The sequence below is a fragment of the Knoellia sinensis KCTC 19936 genome (genome assembly GCF_000768705.1).
Classification (GTDB): domain Bacteria; phylum Actinomycetota; class Actinomycetes; order Actinomycetales; family Dermatophilaceae; genus Knoellia; species Knoellia sinensis.
Genome location: NZ_AVPJ01000021.1, coordinates 1 through 20,489 on the forward strand (window position 1 = coordinate 1; position 20,489 = coordinate 20,489).

General features: G+C 67.7%; 20 protein-coding genes. 10 read left to right on the plus strand and 10 right to left on the minus strand.

Annotation, left to right across the window (positions count from 1 at the left end; genetic code table 11):
• Positions 1 to 53: 53 nt before the first annotated feature.
• A complete protein-coding gene (locus N802_RS17590) occupies positions 54 to 854 on the minus strand; it encodes a siderophore-interacting protein (protein WP_035918952.1) in 801 nt (266 codons plus the stop codon).
• A gap of 144 nt (positions 855 to 998) precedes the next feature.
• On the opposite strand from N802_RS17590, the gene N802_RS17595 reads away from it, so the two are divergent.
• The 6 genes from N802_RS17595 to N802_RS17620 all read left to right on the plus strand — a co-directional run bounded on the left by N802_RS17595 (position 999) and on the right by N802_RS17620 (position 4,662).
• On the plus strand, positions 999 to 1,379 hold the full coding sequence (locus N802_RS17595) for an ArsR/SmtB family transcription factor (protein ID WP_035918956.1): 381 nt from the start codon (positions 999 to 1,001) through the stop codon (positions 1,377 to 1,379).
• A gap of 1 nt (position 1,380) precedes the next feature.
• The gene (locus N802_RS17600) at positions 1,381 to 1,806 is read left to right on the plus strand and encodes an SRPBCC family protein (protein ID WP_035918958.1); all 426 of its coding nucleotides are present in this window, start codon (positions 1,381 to 1,383) and stop codon (positions 1,804 to 1,806) included.
• 72 nt (positions 1,807 to 1,878) lie between these two features.
• Positions 1,879 to 2,100: a hypothetical protein gene (locus N802_RS17605; RefSeq protein ID WP_035918961.1), complete on the plus strand. Its 222-nt coding sequence runs from the start codon at positions 1,879 to 1,881 to the stop codon at positions 2,098 to 2,100.
• 205 nt (positions 2,101 to 2,305) lie between these two features.
• Positions 2,306 to 2,659, plus strand: coding sequence for a YciI family protein (locus N802_RS17610; protein WP_035918963.1), 354 nt, complete (start codon positions 2,306 to 2,308; stop codon positions 2,657 to 2,659).
• 563 nt (positions 2,660 to 3,222) lie between these two features.
• Positions 3,223 to 3,840 (plus strand): DUF4126 domain-containing protein, encoded by a 618-nt coding sequence (locus N802_RS17615; protein ID WP_035918965.1) that lies wholly within the window; start codon positions 3,223 to 3,225, stop codon positions 3,838 to 3,840.
• 48 nt (positions 3,841 to 3,888) lie between these two features.
• On the plus strand, positions 3,889 to 4,662 hold the full coding sequence (locus tag N802_RS17620) for a CPBP family intramembrane glutamic endopeptidase (protein WP_035918968.1): 774 nt from the start codon (positions 3,889 to 3,891) through the stop codon (positions 4,660 to 4,662).
• Between the two features lie 63 nt (positions 4,663 to 4,725).
• Here the strand turns inward: N802_RS17620 and N802_RS17625 are convergent, their stop codons facing one another.
• The 4 genes from N802_RS17625 to N802_RS17640 form a co-directional block, all read right to left on the minus strand.
• Complete coding sequence (locus N802_RS17625) at positions 4,726 to 5,685, minus strand: hypothetical protein (protein WP_156971492.1); 960 nt, start codon at positions 5,683 to 5,685, stop codon at positions 4,726 to 4,728.
• A 212-nt stretch (positions 5,686 to 5,897) separates the two neighbouring features.
• Positions 5,898 to 6,641 (minus strand): succinate dehydrogenase/fumarate reductase iron-sulfur subunit, encoded by a 744-nt coding sequence (locus N802_RS17630; protein ID WP_035919022.1) that lies wholly within the window; start codon positions 6,639 to 6,641, stop codon positions 5,898 to 5,900.
• 5 nt (positions 6,642 to 6,646) lie between these two features.
• On the minus strand, positions 6,647 to 8,635 hold the full coding sequence (locus N802_RS17635; RefSeq protein ID WP_425402494.1) for a fumarate reductase/succinate dehydrogenase flavoprotein subunit: 1,989 nt from the start codon (positions 8,633 to 8,635) through the stop codon (positions 6,647 to 6,649).
• Between the two features lie 75 nt (positions 8,636 to 8,710).
• Complete coding sequence (locus N802_RS17640) at positions 8,711 to 9,418, minus strand: succinate dehydrogenase cytochrome b subunit (RefSeq protein ID WP_035919024.1); 708 nt, start codon at positions 9,416 to 9,418, stop codon at positions 8,711 to 8,713.
• A gap of 216 nt (positions 9,419 to 9,634) precedes the next feature.
• On the opposite strand from N802_RS17640, the gene N802_RS17645 reads away from it, so the two are divergent.
• Positions 9,635 to 9,955, plus strand: a complete 321-nt coding sequence (locus tag N802_RS17645) for a TraR/DksA family transcriptional regulator (protein WP_035919026.1) — start codon at positions 9,635 to 9,637, stop codon at positions 9,953 to 9,955.
• A gap of 120 nt (positions 9,956 to 10,075) precedes the next feature.
• On the opposite strand, the gene N802_RS17650 is transcribed toward N802_RS17645, so the two are convergent.
• Positions 10,076 to 10,315 (minus strand): hypothetical protein, encoded by a 240-nt coding sequence (locus N802_RS17650; protein WP_156971493.1) that lies wholly within the window; start codon positions 10,313 to 10,315, stop codon positions 10,076 to 10,078.
• A 219-nt stretch (positions 10,316 to 10,534) separates the two neighbouring features.
• Between N802_RS17650 and N802_RS17655 the strand changes: the two genes are divergently transcribed.
• Positions 10,535 to 10,717, plus strand: coding sequence for a hypothetical protein (locus N802_RS17655; protein WP_156971494.1), 183 nt, complete (start codon positions 10,535 to 10,537; stop codon positions 10,715 to 10,717).
• 121 nt (positions 10,718 to 10,838) lie between these two features.
• Here the strand turns inward: N802_RS17655 and rsmI are convergent, their stop codons facing one another.
• Positions 10,839 to 11,699: a 16S rRNA (cytidine(1402)-2'-O)-methyltransferase gene (gene rsmI / locus N802_RS17660; RefSeq protein WP_035918974.1), complete on the minus strand. Its 861-nt coding sequence runs from the start codon at positions 11,697 to 11,699 to the stop codon at positions 10,839 to 10,841.
• Between the two features lie 61 nt (positions 11,700 to 11,760).
• On the opposite strand from rsmI, the gene N802_RS17665 reads away from it, so the two are divergent.
• Together N802_RS17665 and N802_RS17670 are read left to right on the plus strand one after the other, a co-directional pair.
• Positions 11,761 to 13,314: a dolichyl-phosphate-mannose--protein mannosyltransferase gene (locus tag N802_RS17665; protein WP_035918978.1), complete on the plus strand. Its 1,554-nt coding sequence runs from the start codon at positions 11,761 to 11,763 to the stop codon at positions 13,312 to 13,314.
• Between the two features lie 135 nt (positions 13,315 to 13,449).
• Positions 13,450 to 16,989: a TM0106 family RecB-like putative nuclease gene (locus N802_RS17670; RefSeq protein ID WP_035918981.1), complete on the plus strand. Its 3,540-nt coding sequence runs from the start codon at positions 13,450 to 13,452 to the stop codon at positions 16,987 to 16,989.
• Here the strand turns inward: N802_RS17670 and N802_RS17675 are convergent.
• The 3 genes from N802_RS17675 to N802_RS17685 are packed head-to-tail and all read right to left on the minus strand — an operon-like array spanning position 16,975 to position 20,379.
• Entirely contained in the window at positions 16,975 to 17,991 is a 1,017-nt protein-coding gene (locus N802_RS17675) for a YihY/virulence factor BrkB family protein (protein WP_035918985.1), read from the minus strand. The genes N802_RS17670 and N802_RS17675 overlap by 15 nt on opposite strands.
• 49 nt (positions 17,992 to 18,040) lie before the next feature.
• Positions 18,041 to 19,225 carry a trans-sulfuration enzyme family protein gene (locus N802_RS17680; protein WP_035918987.1) on the minus strand — a complete coding sequence of 395 codons (1,185 nt, stop codon included), beginning with the start codon at positions 19,223 to 19,225 and terminating at the stop codon, positions 18,041 to 18,043.
• On the minus strand, positions 19,222 to 20,379 hold the full coding sequence (locus N802_RS17685; RefSeq protein WP_052110129.1) for a M20 family metallopeptidase: 1,158 nt from the start codon (positions 20,377 to 20,379) through the stop codon (positions 19,222 to 19,224). Before N802_RS17685 ends, N802_RS17680 begins: the two co-directional genes overlap by 4 nt.
• Positions 20,380 to 20,489 lie beyond the last annotated feature (110 nt).

Here is a 20,489-nt window from a genome sequence, read left to right on the forward strand (position 1 = left end):
CAGGAGAGCCCGAATTCCTCGGTTGGGCACAGACCCGCCCGTGTGCCGTCCGCTCAGCTCGCGCTCTCGGCTGCGGCGAGCTCGGCCTTCCAGTCACGGAAGCCCTCCTCGGTGCGGCCCTGGCGCCAGTAGCCCGAGATCGAGACCTGCTCCTTGGCCAGGCCTCGCTCACGAAGCAGGTGGGGACGGATGCCCTTCATCACCGCGCCACCCTCACCGTGGACGAAGGCGTGGACCCTGCCCGCCGGCCATTCGAGTGAGCGCACGGCCTCGACGAGGTCGCCACCGGCGTTGCGGTGAACGGCGATCAGCTGTGCCCCCGTCGGCAGCGGGAGCTCGGGCTCATGGCCGGGTCCGTCGATGAGGACGACGACCTTGACGATGGCATCCGGCTCCTGGCTGGTGAGGTGGGCGAGGGCTGCGGTGATCGCCGGCACCGCCGACTCGTCACCGACGAGGAGGTGCCAGTCGGCGGTGAGGTCCGGCGCGTAGCCGCCGCCGGGACCGTTGGCGATCAGCGTGTCACCGGGCTGGGCGGCCGCGGCCCAGGGACCGGCCACGCCCTCGTCGCCGTGAATGACGAAGTCGATGGCGACCGTTCCGGCCGCGACGTCCGGGAAGAGCGCTGTGTAGGTACGCACGACGGGCATGTCCTCGGGCGGGATCGTTCCGCGCAGGGCTCGCATGTCGAGGGGCTGCGGGTAGTCGACACCCGGCTTGGGGAAGACCAGCTTGACGTAGCGGTCGGTCTGGTCGCTGCCCTCGAAGGCCGTCAGGTCGTCACTGTGGAACCACACGCGCTGGAGGCTCGGGGTCAACTGCTCGGTTCGGGTGACGGTCAGGTGCGTCGACAACGTGGGGCTCCTCGGGGTGGGATTCTCTGCCGCCGCAACGCCTCACGTGGGATCCGCTATTCCCTTGGGGTCGGCAGTGGTTCCGGGTGAGCCCACCACATTGGCGACTTGCACGGTCCGCACTCGCGCCCTACGATAAACCACATGGTTTATTCTCTCGTGCAGCGACGCCTCGACGAGGACGAGCTCGACGCCGTCTTCGCCGCGCTGGCGCACCAAGGTCGCCGAGCGGCATTACGGCACATCGCCGACGGCGACCGCGGCAGTCTGGCCATGAACCAGCTTGCCGAAGCAACAGGGATGTCGCCGCAGGCGCTGCAGAAGCACCTGGTGTCGCTCGAGCGCGCTGGGCTCATCGAGCGCAGCCGAGAAGGGCGAGTGACCCATGCAGTCGCCCAGCCCGAGGTGCTCGCAGCGGCGGGCGACTGGATCGCGGACATGAGTGCGTACTGGAACAACCAGTTGGACTCACTGTCCGACTACATCGCAACGCTCGGCCGCCGCGCCGAAGACAAGGAGTCCTGACGTGTTCACCGCAGAGGTTGACCGAACGTTCGACATCGACATCGACACGATGTGGACGCTCTGGACCGAGGCCGAGCACCTCGGCGCATGGCACCGCCCGTCAGCGGCGTTCGGACCGACCTACGCGACCGTCGACCTGCGTCCGGGCGGCAGCTACCGCATGGAGATGCTCGACCCAGCCGGCGAGCTGCACGCGACCTCGGGCACCTATGTCGAGCTCGACCGCCCACACCGGCTGTCCTTCACCTGGCGCTGGGACGGCAGCGACCACGACACCCTCGTCGACGTGCGGCTGAGTGAAGACGGCGGACGGACGAGGGTCGCGATCACCCACACCAAGCTCGTCAGCCAGGCCGAGGCCGATCGGCACGCCGAGGGGTGGATCGGCTGCATGTCCACGCTGGCCGCGACCTACTCCACGGCCTGACCCTCCCCCGCCACGACCAGACCAGTCACATCCACAGCGGCACACGCCGCGACTACCGAGAAAGACACAGCCATGACCACCACCAGCACATCCACCCCCACCGAGTTCGACGGCAAGTGCGCCTTCGCCATCAGTGTCGGCGCCGTCGACAGCGCGCCGGAGCACAAGCCAACCCACACCCTCACCCGCGACGGCCGCACCTATGGCTTCCTCGGGCCGGTGCCGAAGCTGCTCTTCCGGATCATCCCGGGCAGCGCCGCTCGGGCTCACCGCCGCTGGGACCTCACGCGCTGACACGCGGCGCGGCGTGTGACACAACCGCACCTCCAAGACCGACGCGTATGCCGTGTGGTCCCGCATCCGGGACCACACGGCATACGCGCCTCGCTTCCGCCATCGGCACGATGCTTCTCGCCATGATGGTGTCGATTCCACCTGCGGTCGTTCGTCACTGAGGTGAGGGGCGGGCGCACGGTCCGTCGCGACGACAGGAGCAGCCATGGCGCAGTACCTCATCTACTTCAACCAGCAGTGGGTGGGTGACCACCCCGAGGAGTGGTTCGTGTCGCGGGTCGAACCATCGATGGCCGTCATTGAGGAGATGAAGGAGGCCGGGGTCTACGTCTTTGCCGGTGGGCTCGAGGAGCACGGGCCCGTGCATGCGGCTGACGCGACGAGCGGCACGATCACCATCACCGACGGACCCTTCGCCGAGACGACCGAGGTCCTGGGTGGCTTCACCGTGATCGACGTGCCTGACATCGAGACCGCGAAGTACTGGGCCGGCAGGGTGGCCGAAGGGTGCGGCTGGCCCCAGGAACTCCGCCGCATCGGAGCGGTGCCGCAGACCTAGGCCGCAGGTCGACCACGCGGTCGCACCATGTCCAGTTGAACGCGCGCTCTAGCCCGCGTCCAACTGGACATTGGAACCGCCCATCGCCGCAATCCACCTGGGCCGGACGGTGCAGAGCGTCAACATGCGACGGTGGCGCTTGGCGAAGGCCCAGCCCCCAAGGGCATCGACACCAAGGCCGACTGGGCCGCCGTCACCAGGCTGACTCCGCCGACGCACTCAATGCTCTTGTTGCTCGGATTTCCCGGTCGTGTCGAGCAGGCGCAGGAACTCCATGGGGATGGGGAAGGCGATCGTCGAGTTCTTCTCGGCCCCCAGCTCGAGCAACGTTCCAACACGCGCAACGGAAGTACTGCCGGGTGCTGTTCGAGGACGAGGGCGGCCTCGCCGAGGTTTGCGGCGGCTTCCAGGGTCGGTATACGGCGCGGACCCCATTCCGGGGCCACACGGCATACGGGCATTTCGGCCAGGGCACGCGCCGAAGGGAATGTCTGAGCCCTGTTTCGAGTAGACATGTCCTGAGACGGCGCGATGGGTGCGCCGCCGGACCAGGAGGTCGACTCGTGATCGCCGCACTCACCGGTATGGGGCTGTCCGCCGCCGCGGGCCTCAATGCCTACATCCCGTTCATGATCGTTGCGCTCATCGCACGGTTCACCGACATCATCACGCTGCCCGAGACGTTCTCGTGGATCGAGTCGCCGTGGGCGATCGGCGTCGGCGCGATCCTGCTGCTCACCGAGGTCGTCCTCGACAAGATCCCCGCGGTCGACACGGTCAACGACGCGATCCAGACGTTCATCCGGCCGAGCATGGGGGGCCTGATCTTCGCGGCGACGACCGCCGCCGAGGACCTCGACAAGTCGACGTGGATGGCCGAGAACCCGTGGATCGGTGTCGTGCTCGGCATCGTCGTCTCCGGCCTGGTCCACTCCGGCAAGATGGCCGCCCGCCCGGCGATCAATGCCGGCACGCTCGGCGCCGGCGCACCGGTCGTGTCGACCGCCGAGGACGGCGCCTCCGTGGGTCTGTCGCTCGTCGCGATCTTCATCCCCATCCTCGTCATCGTCGCCCTGATCGCGCTGGCGTGGCTGCTCGTCTGGATGTGGCTCAAGGTCCGCAAGTGGCGCAAACGGCGAGAAGCGCGCATCGGTCCCGACACGGCATACCCGCGCGTCTGAACACCCGCTCCCAGCGCACGTCCACGTTCGCTGCATAGGCTCCCCCGCATGGAGGCACCCGTCGAGCAGCGCGCCCTGACCCGTCGCGACCTGCTGTGGGAGACGGCTCTGGTCCTCGGCGTCTCGCTCGGTGCCTCGGCGATCTGGAGCGCGCTGTCGCTCGTCCGCAAGCTCACCGCCGGGCAGCCGCTGGGATCCCAGACCACGGCGATGAACTCGTCGGTGACGCCGGACCGGCCGTGGCTCGACCTGACCTATCAGCTCGTCGGCATCGGATTGGCCCTCGTGCCAGTCGTTCTGGCGCTCCACCTGTTGTCACGCGGGGATGCTCGCGCTCGCTTCGCGATCGGCTGGGACTGGACGCAGCCGGCGCGAGACCTCGTGCGCGGCCTCGGTCTCGCGGCTCTCGTCGGCATCCCCGGTCTGGGCCTGTATGCCGTCGCGCGGGCTCTCGATCTCAACACCACCATCGCCGCGGCGAACCTTGGTGAAACCTGGTGGGCGGTGCCCGTGCTCGTGCTGGCTGCGACGCAGAACGCGGTGCTCGAAGAAGTCGTGATGGTGGGCTACCTCTTCACGCGCTGGTCGAAGGCAGGGTGGTCGACGACGCGAATCATCGTGTCCTCAGCACTGATCCGGGGTTCGTATCACCTGTATCAGGGGTTTGGCGGCTTCGTCGGCAACGTCATCATGGGGTTGTTGTTCGGTTGGCTCTACACGAAGACCAAGCGCGTCGGGCCGCTCGTCGTGGCTCACACGGTGCTCGATGTCGTGGCGTTCGTCGGCTACGCGCTCCTCAAGGACCGCCTCACCTGGCTCTGACCACTGCGGGACGGTCGGTCGGGGGTCGTGCGGTGAGTCGGGGGTCGTCAGAGCCCCGACCCATCACACTGGCCCCGACCGACGGCCCAGGTCGATCCAAGTTGAGTTCCGCTCCGGCACGATCCCCTTGTCGGCAAGGATCGCGAGCAACCGCTCGGGACGCTTGAGATCAGCCCACACCCAACGGGCCACCTCGGCGAGCCGGCGCAGCCGGTCCTCACGCTTCTTCTCCGCCCACAACACCTTCCCGGCCTCCTCATGGCTGGCGCCGGGCGGGATGCGGTATTTGGTCTGCCCGTCGAACTCCCCCACCACGCCCTCCCACCAGAAGTCGGCATCGCCCACGTGGCCGGCGTCGTCGGTGAACGTCATCTGGAGCCGTGGCTTCGGGATGCGATGGCGAAACATCAGCACGCGCGAGAAGCTCTCCCCCGGTGACATGCTCAACCCGTCCGCCAACTCCACGACCGTGCGGGCGCGGGCACGTCCAGGCGCACCAGCGGGAACGAGTGCGAGCTCGGCGTTCAGCTCGACCGGGGTGCAGAGCACGTGCCGCAGGCAGTAGTCCGCGGCCGTGACCGCGTCCTCCAACGTGCCGTGCCGCGCGAGGTCGACGACGGTCCGCGCGGGAGTAGAGACGCGCACGCCATTGACGACCAGGTATTCAGTCGGGCGGCCGAGGAGCGGTCGCAACACTGCCGACCCGCTCACACCGCGCCGGTTCACCAGGTGCCGCACCACGGACGGCCACGCGGTGATGCGGGGCAGGCCGAGCACCGCCGCAGCCGAGTCGGCCACGAACACCAAGTGCTCACCCCGCCGGTGCGTCAGCGCGGTGGCGTGCACCAGCGCGGCGTGGCGATCCACGGGCAGCAGTTCGGTATGTGCGCTCGTCGGGACCCACACTCCGGTGCGCACCTGATGCCAGCCATCGCGTCCCGGGGTCGTCCCTTGTCTGACAAGGTCGCGGGTGCGGTGGAGCACGGCCGGGTCGAACGGTGGGTGGCGGGGAGGTCCGAGCATCACCCGAGAGTGGCAGGAACTGCCGATGTCGCCGCGGGGATATCCACAGGGCCACTGGCGGCCACCGTCGGTCGGGGGTCGTGTGGTGGGTCGGGCCTTGTAGAGACCCCGACTGACCACAGAAGCCCCGACCGAGGGGGCGGGCTACCCGGGAACGCGAGCGGGCGGCATACCGAAAAGTCGGTATGCCGCCCGGAAGCAGAGGTGCTGGGTCAGCGACCGTTCTTCATGGCCGTGCGCAGGTCCTTGTTGAGCTGGCTGATGACGTCCTGCGGGATGCCCTTGGGGCATGCCGTCGAGCACTCACCAATGTTGGTGCAGCCACCGAAGCCCTCGTGGTCGTGCTGGTTGACCATCGACACGACGCGGGCGTCGCGCTCCGGCTGGCCCTGGGGCAGCTCACCGAGGTGGGTGATCTTGGCACCCATGAACAGCATGCCGCTGGCGTTGGGGCAGGCCGCGACGCACGCCCCACAGCCGATGCACTCGGCAGCCATGAACGCGCGGTCGGCCTTGTCCTTGGGGACGGGCGCGGCGTGGGCGTCGGGGGCCGCACCGGTGTTGGCGGAGATGAAGCCACCGGACTGGATGATGCGGTCGAACGCGCCACGGTCGACGACGAGGTCGCGCACGATCGGGAACGCCTCGGCACGCCACGGCTCGACGGTGATCGTCTCGCCGTCCTTGAACGAGCGCATGTGCAGCTGGCACGTCGTCGTCTTCTCGGGACCGTGGGCGTGGCCGGAGATCATCAGGCCACACATGCCGCAGATGCCCTCGCGACAGTCGCTGTCGAAGGCGATCGGCTCCTCGCCCTTGGCGTTGAGCTCCTCGTTGAGGACGTCGAGCATCTCGAGGAAGGACATGTCGGGGCTGATGTCCGTCACCCGGTAGGTGACCAGCTGGCCCTTGTCCTGGGGTCCGGCCTGACGCCAGATCTTCAGGGTCAGATTCATGTTGCTCACTTGTAGCTCCGCTGCTTCAGCTCGATGAACTCGTACACGAGGTCTTCCTTGTGGAGGACGGGGGCTCCCATGCCGGCACCCACGCCTTCCTGCTCGCCGCTGGGCGGCGTGAACTCCCAGGCCGCGACGTAGGCGAACTCGTCGTCGTGACGCAGCGCCTCACCGTCCTCGGTCTGGCTCTCGGCCCGGAAGTGACCACCGCAGGACTCCCGGCGGTGCAGGGCGTCGATGCACATGAGCTCGCCCAGCTCGAGGAAGTCGGCGACGCGGCCGGCCTTCTCGAGGGACTGGTTGAGGGTGTCGGCGGCACCGAGGACGCGCACGTTGCGCCAGAACTCGTCGCGCAGGCCGCGGATGAGGTCGATGGCCTTGAGCAGTCCCTCCTCGGACCGCTCCATGCCGCAGTACTCCCACATGATGTTGCCGAGCTCGCGGTGGAAGCTGTCGACGCTGCGGTCGCCATTGATGGCGAGGAAGCGCTCCGTCCGCTCGGCGACGGCCTGACGGGCCTCGACGACCGCGGGGCTGTCCTCGGTGAGGTCGCTCGTCGGGACCTTCGCCAGGTAGTCGCGGATCGTGTTGGGGAGGACGAAGTAGCCGTCGGCCAGACCCTGCATGAGGGCCGAGGCGCCGAGGCGGTTGGCTCCGTGATCGGAGAAGTTCGCCTCACCGGCGACGAAGAGGCCGGGGATCGAGGACGACAGGTCGTAGTCGACCCAGAGGCCGCCCATGACGTAGTGCACGGCCGGGTAGATGCGCATGGGCGTCTCGTACGGGTTCTCACCCGTGATCCGCGCGTACATGTCGAAGAGGTTGCCGTACTTCTCCTCGACGGCCGCGCGACCGAGACGCTTGATGGCGTCGGCGAAGTCGAGGTAGACGCCGCGGCGGAAGTCGCCGACGACCGGGCCGACACCACGGCCCTCGTCGCAGACGTTCTTGGCCTGGCGCGACGCGATGTCGCGTGGCACGAGGTTGCCGAACGCCGGGTAAATCCGCTCCAGGTAGTAGTCGCGGTCCTCTTCCTTGATCTGGCGCGGGTCCTTGTCGCAGTCCTCGCGGTTCTTGGGCACCCAGATGCGGCCGTCGTTGCGCAGCGACTCCGACATGAGCGTCAGCTTCGACTGGTGCTCACCGGAGACGGGGATGCAGGTCGGGTGGATCTGCGTGTAGCAGGGGTTGGCCATGTAGGCGCCCTTGCGGTGTGCACGCCACGACGCGGTGACGTTGGACCCCATCGCGTTCGTCGAGAGGAAGAAGACGTTGCCGTAGCCACCGGAGGCCAGGACGACGGCGTCGGCGAGGTGGGTCTGGATCTCACCGGTGACGAGGTCGCGGGCGATGATGCCGCGGGCGCGACGGTCCTCGCCCTCACCGTCGACGATGACCTCGAGCATCTCGTGGCGGGTGAACTGCTCGACCGTGCCGGCCCCGACCTGCCGCTCGAGCGCCTGGTAGGCGCCGATGAGCAGCTGCTGGCCCGTCTGGCCACGCGCATAGAACGTGCGCGACACCTGAACGCCACCGAAGGAGCGGTTGTCGAGAAGGCCGCCGTACTCACGCGCGAACGGGACACCCTGCGCGACGCACTGGTCGATGATGTTGGCGCTCACCTCGGCGAGGCGATAGACGTTGTCCTCGCGCGAGCGGTAGTCGCCACCCTTGACCGTGTCGTAGAAGAGGCGCTGGATCGAGTCGCCGTCCTCCTTGTAGTTCTTGGCGGCGTTGATGCCACCCTGCGCGGCGATGGAGTGCGCACGACGCGGGGAGTCCTGGAAGCAGAAGGACTTCACGTGGTAGCCGGCCTCACCGAGCGTCGCGGCGGCAGCGCCACCCGCGAGGCCGGTGCCGACGATGATGACCGACATCTTGCGTCGGTTCGCCGGGTTGACCAGGGCCGCCTCGAACTTGCGGCGGGTCCACTTCTTCTCGATGGGGCCGTCCGGCGCCTTCTGGTCGTGGATGCGCGCACCCTCGGTGTACATCCCGTTGAACATGCTGGCGGCGGTGGAACCGGAGCCGGAGTCGGTGGTCTTGTCAGTCATGAGTCAGCGGCACTTTCAGTTGATCAGGCCGAAGGCGATGGACAGCGGCGGGATGAGGAACGCGACGACGATGAGCGCCGCGACACCCAGGCCGAGGGTCTTGGCCCGCGCGTTGGCCTTGGGCGACCCGGTCAGGCCGAGCGTCTGCTGGGCGCTGTAGAAGCCGTGCTTGAGGTGCATGAAGAGCGCGACCATCGCGAGGACGTAGATGATCACCATCCACCAGACCTCGAAGCTCGCCACGACGAGCTGGTAGGGGTTGGCGGTGATCTCGGCGCCCTGCTTGTCGGCGTTGGGCGAGATCTTCACGATCGTGAAGTGGAGCAGGTGCCACACGACGAAGACGAGGATGAAGACCCCGCCCCAGCGCATCCACTGCGACGTGGCAGCGGTCTTCACGGCGGCGTACTTGGTGCGGCGAGCACTGCCGGCGCGGCTCCAGAGGCGGAACGCGGCATACACGTGACCGATGAGCGAGAGGATCAGGATGATCCGGACCGCCCACAGGAGCCCGCCGTAGGGGAGCATCGGCTCACCGAACGTGCGCAGGTGGTGTGCGTAGGTGTTGAACGCCTCCTCTCCCGCGAGCGCCTTGAGGTTTCCGTAGGCGTGGAGGATCAGGTATCCGACGAAGACCAGGCCGGTCACTGCCATGAGCAGCTTCAGCGCGATCGTCGTGCTCCGCGCCGTGTTCGTGCGCGGGGAGAGCGTCGTCGTGGGCATGAGCGAAAGGTACCGCGCGTCGAGCCGCCACATGTGCTGAGGCTGGCCTAAGTGCTGTGTGACATATGCCCAATACTCGTCCGTAGTTCAACGATCCCGTATGCCGTCCGCTCGCCGTCCGCTCAGCCTGCGTCCGCAAGTGTGGTCGCCATCGCGACCAGACGTGCGGACGCTGGCCTTGTCGGTGCCCGGTGACACGATGCATTCGTGGACGACATGAGCGGCGTGCTCAAGCGAGAGCGGCTGGCGACCCTTGAGCGGCTGGCCAATCTCACGGACGACTTCGACCGGTTCGTCGACGCGTCGAGGGACAGCAACGCCGACGACGAGCACGACCCCGAGGGCGCGACGATCGCCTTCGAGCGCTCCCAGGTCGATGCCCTGATCCAGCAGGCCCGAACCCAGCTCGTCGAGATCGATGCGGCCCTCGAGCGCCTGGCGACCGGCACCTATGGGATCTGCGAGCGGTGCGGCGCGCCCATCCCGGCTGCCCGCCTCGAGGCCAGACCCACCGCAAGAACCTGCGTCACCTGCTGACGACTTTGTGCCCGGTTGGGACACTCGTCGCTGCGCTCCTCATGTCCCAATCGGGCACAAAGTCGGGTATGGGAGTCAGCGCTTCTGTGCCGCGAGGGCGGCGTTTCGTACTACCTCGACCTATGTCGGGTCGCTCGCGTCATGTCTCGACGCGTCGCGCTTCTTCGGCACGCCGGCTCCGGGCGGCGGACCCCACCACTCGTTCATCAAGGTCAGGACGAAGCCGATCCCTGCGCCCGAGAAAGCGCCCGATCCCATGCTGCTCGGGCTACCGAGCCACGTGGAGGACACCAAGCCCACCACGGCACCGATCACAACACCAAGGAGCGTTCCACCTGCCAGCCGGGAGACAAGACTCATGGGCTCATCCAAGCATCAGCGTTGGGCAGCGACGGCTGCCTCGCACCGACTCGGCGTTGGGGCGTGAGGCACTCGCCCAGACGATGCGGCGCGCCCATCCCCGCGCCCATCCCCCGGCCCGCCTCGAGGCCCCGCCCACTGCAGGCACCTGCGTCATCTCAGTCGCCTGACCCACCCCGAACTGCGCCGAGAGAGCTGATGCTGTGGTCGGATGACCACATGGCGAAGGTGCGCGACACGAGCTCGGTTCTCCTGTTGGTGCTTGCCACTGCAGTGCTCGCCATCCCCGTGGTGTTGGGGCTTCTGTCGCGAACCGTGACCGGTGTCGTCATCGCGCTCGTGTGCGTCGTCGCCCTCGTGCTCGGATTTCGCGAAGCCCGTCAAGGACGAGCGCCGAAGTAGTCGCAAGCTCGGGTCAGTCACCGCCTGTCGGGGCCTACGCGATCAGTCGGGGGTCGCAGGCACCCCGACTCATCGCACAACCCCCGACCCGTGAATCCCCACCTGGTTCCGACGCTCGGGCTCAGGGTTTCTGGGCAGCGAGGGCGGCGTCGTAGAGCGCCTTCTTGGAGAGGCCCGTTGCAGCGGACACGTCGGCGCACACGTCCTTGAGTCGCTCCCCCGCCGCGACCCGATCCAGAATGCCCGTGAGGTTGCTCTCGACATCCCCGGCGACAGCAGCCGCCCCGGCCACCACCACGGTGATCTCGCCCTTCACCCCATCGTCGGCCCACGCCACGAGCTCCACCAACGACCCGCGCCGCACCTCTTCGTAGGTCTTCGTCAGTTCCCGGCACACCGCTGCCCGCCGCTCGCCCCCGAACACCGACTCCATCGCAGCCAAGGACTGGGCGATCCGGTGCGGCGCCTCGAAGAAGACCATCGTCCGCTTCTCCGCCTCGAGCGCCTTCAGCGCCCGCAACCGCTCACCGCCCTTGCGTGGCAGGAACCCCTCGAAGCAGAACCGGTCCACCGGCAGCCCCGACACGGCCAACGCCATCAACACGGCCGAAGGCCCGGGCACACACGTCACCCGCACGTCGATCCCGATCGCGGCACTGACCAGGCGATACCCGGGGTCGGAGACGGACGGCATACCGGCATCAGTGACGACGAGAACGCGAGCGCCTTCGCGAAGTCTCTCGACGAGATCGGCGGTTCGGGACGCCTCGTTGTGCTCGTGGTAGCTGACCACCGACCCCACAGGGTTCACGTCGAGCGCCTGGCACAGCCGTCGAAGCCGCCGGGTGTCCTCGGCCGCGATGACGTCGGCACCAGCCAGTTCGTCGGCCAAGCGCGGTGCCGCGTCGCGTGGGTCACCGATCGGCGTCGCCGCCAGGACGAGCACTCCTTCGCCCGAACTCGACACCGACGCCTCAGCCATGCCGCGATCCTCCCACGCACGTCACAGCGCCGACTCAGGCCGCGTTGCCTACGATGTGCCGGTGACCCGGACCGACGAGCTGCACGCGCGCCTCCTCGGGACCCGACCCACCGACACCCTCTGGGGCTGGCTCGGCCCCCTCTTCATCGCCGCTGTCGGTGGCTTCCTTCGCTTCTGGCAGCTCGGCCGACCGGACTCCCTCGTCTTCGACGAGACGTACTACGTCAAGCAGGGCTGGTCGCTCATCGAGCACGGCGTCGAGATGCGCGTCGAGGGCAAGAACGAGGACGCCGACAAGCTCTGGAACGCCGGCAACGTCGACGTCTTCTCCAACCAGGGCGACATGGTCGTGCACCCGCCCGTGGGCAAGTGGCTCATCGGTGCCGGCGAATGGCTGTTCGGGCCGACGAGCTCGTTCGGGTGGCGCTTCGCCGTTGCGGCTCTCGGAACCCTGTCGATCCTCATCCTCGGTCGGGTGGCGCGCCGGATTTTCGGCTCCACCATGCTCGGCTGCATCGCCGCCCTCCTCCTCGCCGTCGAGGGCACGCACTTCGTGATGTCCCGCACCGGCATCCTCGACATCATCGTGTCGTTCTTCGCGCTCGCCGGGTTTGCCGCCCTCGTGGCCGACCGCGACACAAGTCGGGCAACTTTGGCGAGGCGCGTCGCGAGGCGAGCACCCGGCATACCTCTGAAAACGACGCCGTGGCTGGGAGTCCGGCCCTGGCGCTGGGTCGCGGGGCTCATGCTCGGGCTCTGCGTCTCGACGAAGTGGTCGGGCCTGTTCTTCCTCGCGGTCTTCGGACTCATGACGGTCTTCTGGGACATGGGGGCACGCCGCGCGGTGGGGTCGCCTTCCTGGCTCCGCGACGGACTCTTCAAGGACGGCCCGTATGCCGCACTGCAGCTTGTCGGGACCGCTGCAGTCACCTACGTGGTCTCGTGGTCCGGCTGGTTCGCGTCGAGCAACGGCTACCACCGGCAGTGGAACACCTTCCACCCCGGCGAGGGCATCCAGTGGTTGCCGGCGGTGCTGCGCAACTGGGTGAAGTACCACCAGGACATGTGGCAGTTCAACACCACGCTGTCGACGCCGCACTCGTACCAGTCGAACCCGTGGGGCTGGATGATCCAGGCCCGGCCGACATCGTTCTTCTATCAGGGGACGAAGGACGGCGAGGGGTCCTGCACCGTCGAGTCGTGCGCGCAGGCCGTCCACACGGTCGGCACAGTCTCGGTGTGGTGGGCCGGGATCGTCGCGTTGCTCGTGTGCGCCTTCTATTGGGCGGTGCGACGGGACTGGCGCGCCGGTGCGGTGCTCGCCGGGATCGTGGCCGGCTATCTGCCGTGGTTCATGTATCAGCACCGCACGATCTACGCCTTCTACACCGTGGCGTTCGAGCCGTGGGTGGTGCTCGCCATCGTGTTCTGCATCGGGCTGGTGCTCGGTGGGCCGTCGGCGTCGCCGGAGCGACGGAGGCTCGCCGCGATCGGGGTCGGCGCCTATCTGTTGCTGACGATCGGGCTGTTCGCGTGGTTCTACCCGCTGTATGCCGGCGAGGTCGTGCCCTATGAGAACTGGCTGCGCCTCATGTGGTTCCCGTCCTGGATCTGAGCCGCGGCTCAACCTTCCCGCCGGAAGTGGGTTTCTCTCACCTCGCCCGGTCGCCGCGGTCACGCGTAGCGAGAACTTCTCGCGCGAACCCGCGATCCTCCCGGCGCTGTCGGTACCCACGCCTACGGTGATGCTGTGTTCTTCTTCCCCGGTGACGACGCGATCGTCCTCAGCCCACACGACCTGCGCACGGCAGCGGAGTGCGAATTCCGTTTCGTCCGCGAGCTCGACGTGCTGCTGGGGCGCGCTCCCCGGCCCGAGGTCGAGGACAGCCCGATGCAACAGCGCATCATCGACCTCGGACTCGCCCACGAGAGCTTGGAACTCCGCCGCCTCAACGCGGACCACCCGGGTCAGGTTCGAGGGCTGAACCGACCGGCCGAACACACGCGCGCGGGCTACGGCGCGGCGATGGACGAGACGCTCGCGGCGCTCGCGTCCGATGCCGAGGTCCTGTCCCAGCCCGTGATCTTCGACGGGCAGCTCTTCGGATACGCCGACTTCATCGAGCGCACACCCCAGGGATGGCTCGTCAGCGATACCAAGTTGGCCCGTTCTGCCAACGTGCCGGCTCTCCTACAGATCGCGGCGTACGCGGCGGTGCTTCAGGCCCACGACGTTCCCACCGCTCCGGTGGCCCGACTCGTCCTTGGCTCGGGACTGCGCCAGGACTACCCGCTCGGGGAGATCGTTCCCGTCTTCCACAGGCGCTGGTCTCGGCTGAATCGTCTGGTAGAGGACCACAGGGCCGACACGGGACCGGGCTCGTGGGGTGACGACCGGTGGATGGCCTGCGGCCGATGCGAAGTCTGCGACGCCGAGGTGGCCGCCCACCGCGACCTGCTGCTCGTGGCGGGCATGCGTACGACGACTCGTCGTCGCCTCCTGGACTCGGATGTGCGGACCATCGACGAGCTCGCCGTCGCCGAGGGCCCCATCACCGACATCCAGACGAACCGCCTCGACAGGCTGCGCTCACAGGCCCGGCTGCAGTTGCGTGCCGAGGCCGAAGGGTCGGTGCCCCATGAGGTCATCGACGAACAGTCGATCCGACGACTCCCCCGACCCAGCGCCGGCGACATCTTCTTCGACTTCGAGGGCGATCCACTCTGGACCGAAGCGGGGTCGAGCGTTTGGGGGCTTGAGTACCTCTTCGGACTCGTCGAGGTCGACACCGAGACGCCAGTCTTTCGGGCGTTCTGGGCCCATGACCGCGCCCAGGAGAAGCAGGCGTTGATCGACTTCGTCGACTACGTCGAGAAGCGGCGCGCGAACTGGCCCGACCTGCACATCTACCACTACGCCCCCTACGAGACGGCAGCCCTGAAGCGACTGGCCGCGCGGCACTCCGTCTGTGAGGACGCCGTCGATCAGCTCCTGAGGGACGGTGTGTTCGTCGACCTCTACGCCACCGTCCGCGCCGCGATCCGTGTGGGGCAGCGCTCCTACTCGATCAAGAAGCTCGAGCCGCTCTACATGGAGGCACGCACCGCAGACCTGCAAAAGGGTGACGATTCGATCGTCGAGTACCACCGCTTCATCATGGCCAGGATCTTGGAGCGCGACAGCGACGCCGACGAGATCATCCGCGGCATCGCGGCCTACAACGAGGAGGACTGCGTCTCGACATGGTTGCTGCGCGACTGGCTCATCCGGCAGCTCGACGACGGTGTCGTCGGCGCGCCGGGCGAGATGATCGAGCCGCGTGAGGTCAAAGCAGAGCGGCAAGCCGCGCTGTCTCTCGAGTCCGACCTCCGGTCGTTGGTGGATGAGATCACACCGGCGGACCGCACTCCCGAGAACCACGCAGTCGCCCTCGTGGCCTCGGCCGTCCTGTTCCATGCACGAGAGGACAAACCGTTCTGGTGGGAGCACTACGACCGGATCGCGCAGCCCGTCGACAACTGGCAGCGCGCCAGTGGTGTCGCCGTGGTCGAAGGTCCGGCCGAACTCATCGAGGGGTGGCACAAGCCGACGCCGCGTAGTGGCTCCAAGCGCCGCTTCACCGTGGTCGTCAACCCGGTCGGGGGAACGCTGTTGGAGTTGGGAAACGTCACTGCCCTGTATGCCGCTCCGCCTGCCTTCCCGCCGGCGAAGGACCACCAGGACACCAATGCCCACGCCAAGAGCCCCAGCGTTGCTGAGGTCATCGAGGCCGAGGAGGTCATCGCGGACAACGGCCAGGTCCGCCAGCGGCTCACGATCGTCGAGAACGCCCCCAACAAGACCGAGGTCCACACTTTCCCGCTGGCTCTCGTGCCGACGGGCACGATCGGCACCAAGTCGATCGACGCCGCAATCGCCGAGATTGCGCAGGAAGTCAAGGAGTCGCACCCCGCACTTCCGCAGCGAAGCGGCATCGACGTGCTGCTGCGGAGGGCTCCGCGCCTCCGCGGTGGTGGGGCGCTTCCCTCCGTTGGTGTCGGTCACAGTCGCTTCGTCGATGCCATCACAGATGCCCTGCTCGGCATGGACGACTCCTACGTCGCGGTCCAGGGCCCGCCCGGCACGGGCAAGACCTACGTCGGCGCACGGGTCATCGCTCGGCTCGTCCGGGATCACGGCTGGAAGGTCGGTGTCTGTTCGCAGGGCCACGCGGCCATCGAGAACGTCCTGTCCGCAGTGGTCGCCGCTGGGCTCCCCTCCGATCAGGTTGGCAAGGTTCCCAAGCACACCGAAACGCCCTCGTGGACTCCGCTGGGCAAGTCCGACGACCTGGCGGGCTTCATCGCCGACCTCGCCCATGAGGGCAAGGGGTGCGTCGTCGGTGGCACCGCTTGGGACCTCACCAACACCAAGCGCGTCGAGCGTCTTGGACTCGACCTCGTCGTCATCGACGAGGCGGGCCAGTTCTCCCTCGCCAAGACTCTCGCCGTCTCGGCGGCGGGCTCGCGACTGCTGTTGCTGGGAGACCCCGCGCAACTCCCCCAGGTCTCCCAAGGAGTGCACCCGGACCCCGTCGACGAGTCGGCCCTCGGCTGGCTCGCGGACGGGGCCTCACTCGTCCCGCCAGAGCTCGGCTACTTCCTCGAGACGACGTGGCGCATGCATCCGCGACTCACCGAGGCGGTGTCACACCTCTCGTATGCCGGTCAGCTCGCCTCCGAGGAGGAGATCACCGCTGCACGTTCGCTCGCGGGCGTGGAGCCGGGGGTCCATGTCGTGCAGGTTGAGCACCGAGACAACCGCACCTACTCCCCCGAGGAAGCCGCGGCCGTCGTCGGGCTCGTCCGCGCACTGCTCGGCCGTGACTGGGTCGCGGCCGATGAGGACACCCCCTTGGGCCGTGAGCTCCGCGAGGCCGACTTCTGTGTGATCACCCCCTACAACAGCCAGGTCGGCGCGATCAAGGCCCAGTTGCGCGAGGCCCGTCTCGAGTCGGTGGCCGTCGGCACGGTCGACAAGTTCCAGGGGCAGGAGGCGCCGATCGCCATCCTGTCCTTGGCCGCCTCTTCGCACGGCGACGTGTCGCGCGGCATGGGATTCCTGCTGGACCGGCACCGACTCAACGTCGCCGTGTCGCGCGGCAAGCACGCGGCATACATCGTGCACTCCACCACTCTGACCGACTTCCCGCCGGGCAACGCGGACGAGCTCATCGCGCTCGGCGCATTCCTCGGCCTGTGTGAGCGCGCCGTGTCTACGACGCGTGCCGACCAGTCACCGCTGGCCTGATCCCGTTCCGTTGCTGCCCGTCGGCGGCTGACTCGCCGGAGGCGGACGCTCGAAGTCGACGTCGATCTGTTGGTACTGCTTGAACCGACCGATCCGAGCCTGCTGGGCGTAGGCCCGGCGATCCCCATCGGTGAGATCCACATTGTCGGTGAACAGCGTGAGGAGCGCCCGAGGGTAAAGGTGGTTCGCACGCACGACATCGGCTTCGGCGAAGAACACCGTCCCAAAGGCCGCGAGGTGGAAGAACACGAAGAGTCCGATGACGAGGCCGAAGACGCTGTTGATCGCGGACGTCGCGTTGACCGCTCGCTCGACGAACCCGACGCCGAAGTACTGCAGACCCTGCCACGTGAGAGCAGCGCCGAACGCCCCGATGAGGACATCCCGGAGCCTCAGGTTCAGCGCAACGGCCCGGCGCATCCCGAGGGCGAAGACCAGGGCCGTACCGAGGAACGTCGCCACGACGACAGCGACACGAGTGGTCACCGGAAAACTGCCAATCGCCCGCGCGCTCACGATCGAGATCGTCGTCGTGATGATGACGAAGAGCAGGATGGTGAGGAGCAACAGGAAACTGCGTCCGCGGGATCGGAACGGGTTGGGGCGTGAGTTCCGCGGCACCCCCCACACGGTGTTCATCGCGTACTGGAAGGCCTGCCCGATGCCGAGCCCACCGTAGAGAGCAATGACGCCGCTGACGATGACACCGGTGATGCTCCCGCGCAGTGTCGCCGGCTCCCCCAACTGCGCTCCGATCACGGGGATCTCCGACAGGGCCGAGTCGATCATCCGTTCCTGGAGGTCCGGATAGTTCTGCAGCACGAGGCTGAGGGCCGTCGTGAAGATCAGGAGCAACGGGAGGAACGAGAGGAACGAGTAGTAGGCGATGAGCCCGACCAGGTAGCCCGCCTGGTCGTCGTAGAACTTGTAGACGACCGCGAGCGGGTACCCCAGCACGGGGTGCTTGCGCTGGAATCGGTCCAGCCAGTCGACGACGGCCACGCACGAATCTCACCACACAGCTCGGTGTGCGGAGTGCGGTCCGCCGGGTTCAGGGAGACGCGGTCGCCGCGATCGCCTGTCGGAGGTCGTCGACGAGGACGTCGGCACCCTCGAGTCCGACGGACAGCCGGAGGAGCCCCGGCGGGATTCCTGCGTCGAGTCTCTCTTGCGGCGTCATGTTGAAGTGGGACGAGTTGAACGGGACGCTGGCCAAGCTCTCCACCCCACCCAGGCTGGTGGCCTCGACCGCCACCTGGAGCCTCCTGAGCACCTGAAGCACTCGTTCGTCCCCGCCCGCCAGCACGAGGCTGACCATCGCCCCCTTCGGACCGGGCATGACGCGGTCGACGACGTCGCCCGCATCCGGGTGGTCGAGCCGCCCCGGATAGCGGACGTGCTCAACCTCCGGTTCGTCGGCCAACTTGGTCGCGATCACGTCCGCCGACCGACAGGCCTCGGCCAGTCGAACCCCGAACGTTCGCAGGCCACGCCACACGAGGAACGCAGCGTGTGGATCCAGACACCCACCGAAAGTGATCATGCGCCGTTGGGCCTCATCGGCGAGCGACAGGTCATTCATCGTCACGGCTCCCGCGACGACGTCCGAGTGTCCGGCGAGGAACTTCGTGGCCGACTCGACGACGACGTCGGCGCCGAGTTCGAGCGGCCTGGTGCAGAACGGGGTCGCGAAGGTGTTGTCCACGACGAGCCGAGCGCCGGCGCCGTGGGCGATCGCCGCGACAGCGGGGATGTTCAGCAGCCTCAGCTGCGGGTTCGACAGGGTTTCGCCAAAGAGGACGGCCGGACGGTGCTCGGCCGTTGCGCGTTCCCACGCAGCCGTGTCGAACGCGTCGACGCGGACGACATTGATCCCCAGGCCCGGGAGGTCTCGTTGCAGCAGGTCATCGGTGTCGCCGTAGACCTGCTTCGAGGCCACGATCGTGTCGCCACTGCGGAGCAGGGTGACCAGCGTCGTCGCGATGGCGGCCATACCGCTGGAGGTCATCTGGGTGCGGGCAGCGCCGTGGAGCCGGGCAACCTCGGCTCCGGCCGCATCGACGGTCGGGTTGTTGAACCGCGAGTACCACGTCTCGTGCAGGCCACCGGTCCCCTGGACGTCGGCGTAGGAGGTGTCGTCGAGTTCGAACGTCGTCGACTGGTAGATCGGTGGAATGACCGGAAAGGTCCGGGACGTGTGATCGCGCCCGGGGCGATAGGGATTCTCTGCTGTCATCGGGACTCCTGAGCCGTTTCGGTGTGGGGTCTGGTTGGTCGCCAGTCGTTCAGCACGTGGATCAAGGCGTCGGTGAACGCACTCACCTGACCGAGGGAAACCCACTCGTCCGCGGCATGCAACCCTCCCCCGGATGGACCGCAGATCACCGTGGGGCACACCTGCTGCCAGAGGGGAGCCTCCATCCAGTAGGGCGCATCGAACGTCGGGGCCGTACCCAACCGACCGCCCAGCGCTGCCGCGTAGTCGACAGCCGGGCCAGATTCGTCCATGCGCCACCCATCGCGCCCCGCCACAAGAGTGGCCTCAGCCTGCCATTCCGGCTCCAACAAGGAACGGACCTCGGCAAGCGCCTCACCGCAGGCCTGTTCAGGTGTCGTCCGCATCTCGACGAGGCACTCGGCCTCATCGGGTACGACGAACGGCGAGGACCCCCCACTCGCGACCGTCACCATGAGGTCACCACCCCGTGCCCGGACGTTCGGCGCATGTCGGTCGACGGCATACAAGAACTGCCCCAGGTGGGTGATCGCGTTGATGCCGAGTTCGGCCTGAGAACTGTGTGCCGCGCGTCCGCGGAACGTCACCCGGATGACGGCGAAGCCGCGCAGTGATCGAGCCAGGGCAAGATCCGTCGGCTCGGCGATGAGGCAGAGGTCCGGGTGCACACCCAGGTCCGGAAGCGTGGCGATCACCGACTCGCTGCCCGCGTTCAGGTCCTCCTCGTCGGCGACCAGCGCCAGCACCGGTCGGATGGGCGCCCCCGCTGCGACTACGCGTTCAGCGGCCACGACAAGCGCCGCGACGCCACCCTTCATGTCTGCAGCACCCCGGCCATGGAGCCTGTCGCCGTCCACGCGAGGGGTGAACGGGTCAGCCATCCCCGCCACGCCGACCGTGTCGAGGTGCCCGTTCAGGATGATCGTCGGGACGTCGCCGTCACCGACAGCGGGCGGAACCGCCACCAGACTCGCACGCCCCGGGCTGGCCGAGAGGGGCACGGAGGTGACGGTGAAGCCTGCCGCCGAAAGCCGCGATGACAGCCGCTCCAGGATGGCGCGTTCACCCGCAGCGCCCCGAACGAGCCCCGGATTCACACTGTCGATCGACACCAGTTCCGCCAGCAGCTCCACCGCGTCCTGGCGACCCGTCATGCATCGATCATGCCTCCGGTGCGGGCACAGGAGGCGGCAAACGACGCACGTCCCGCGTGGCCTGAGCATGCCTGAGCCGGCCAGCGCGCCCTTTGCCGCTCCTGATGCTC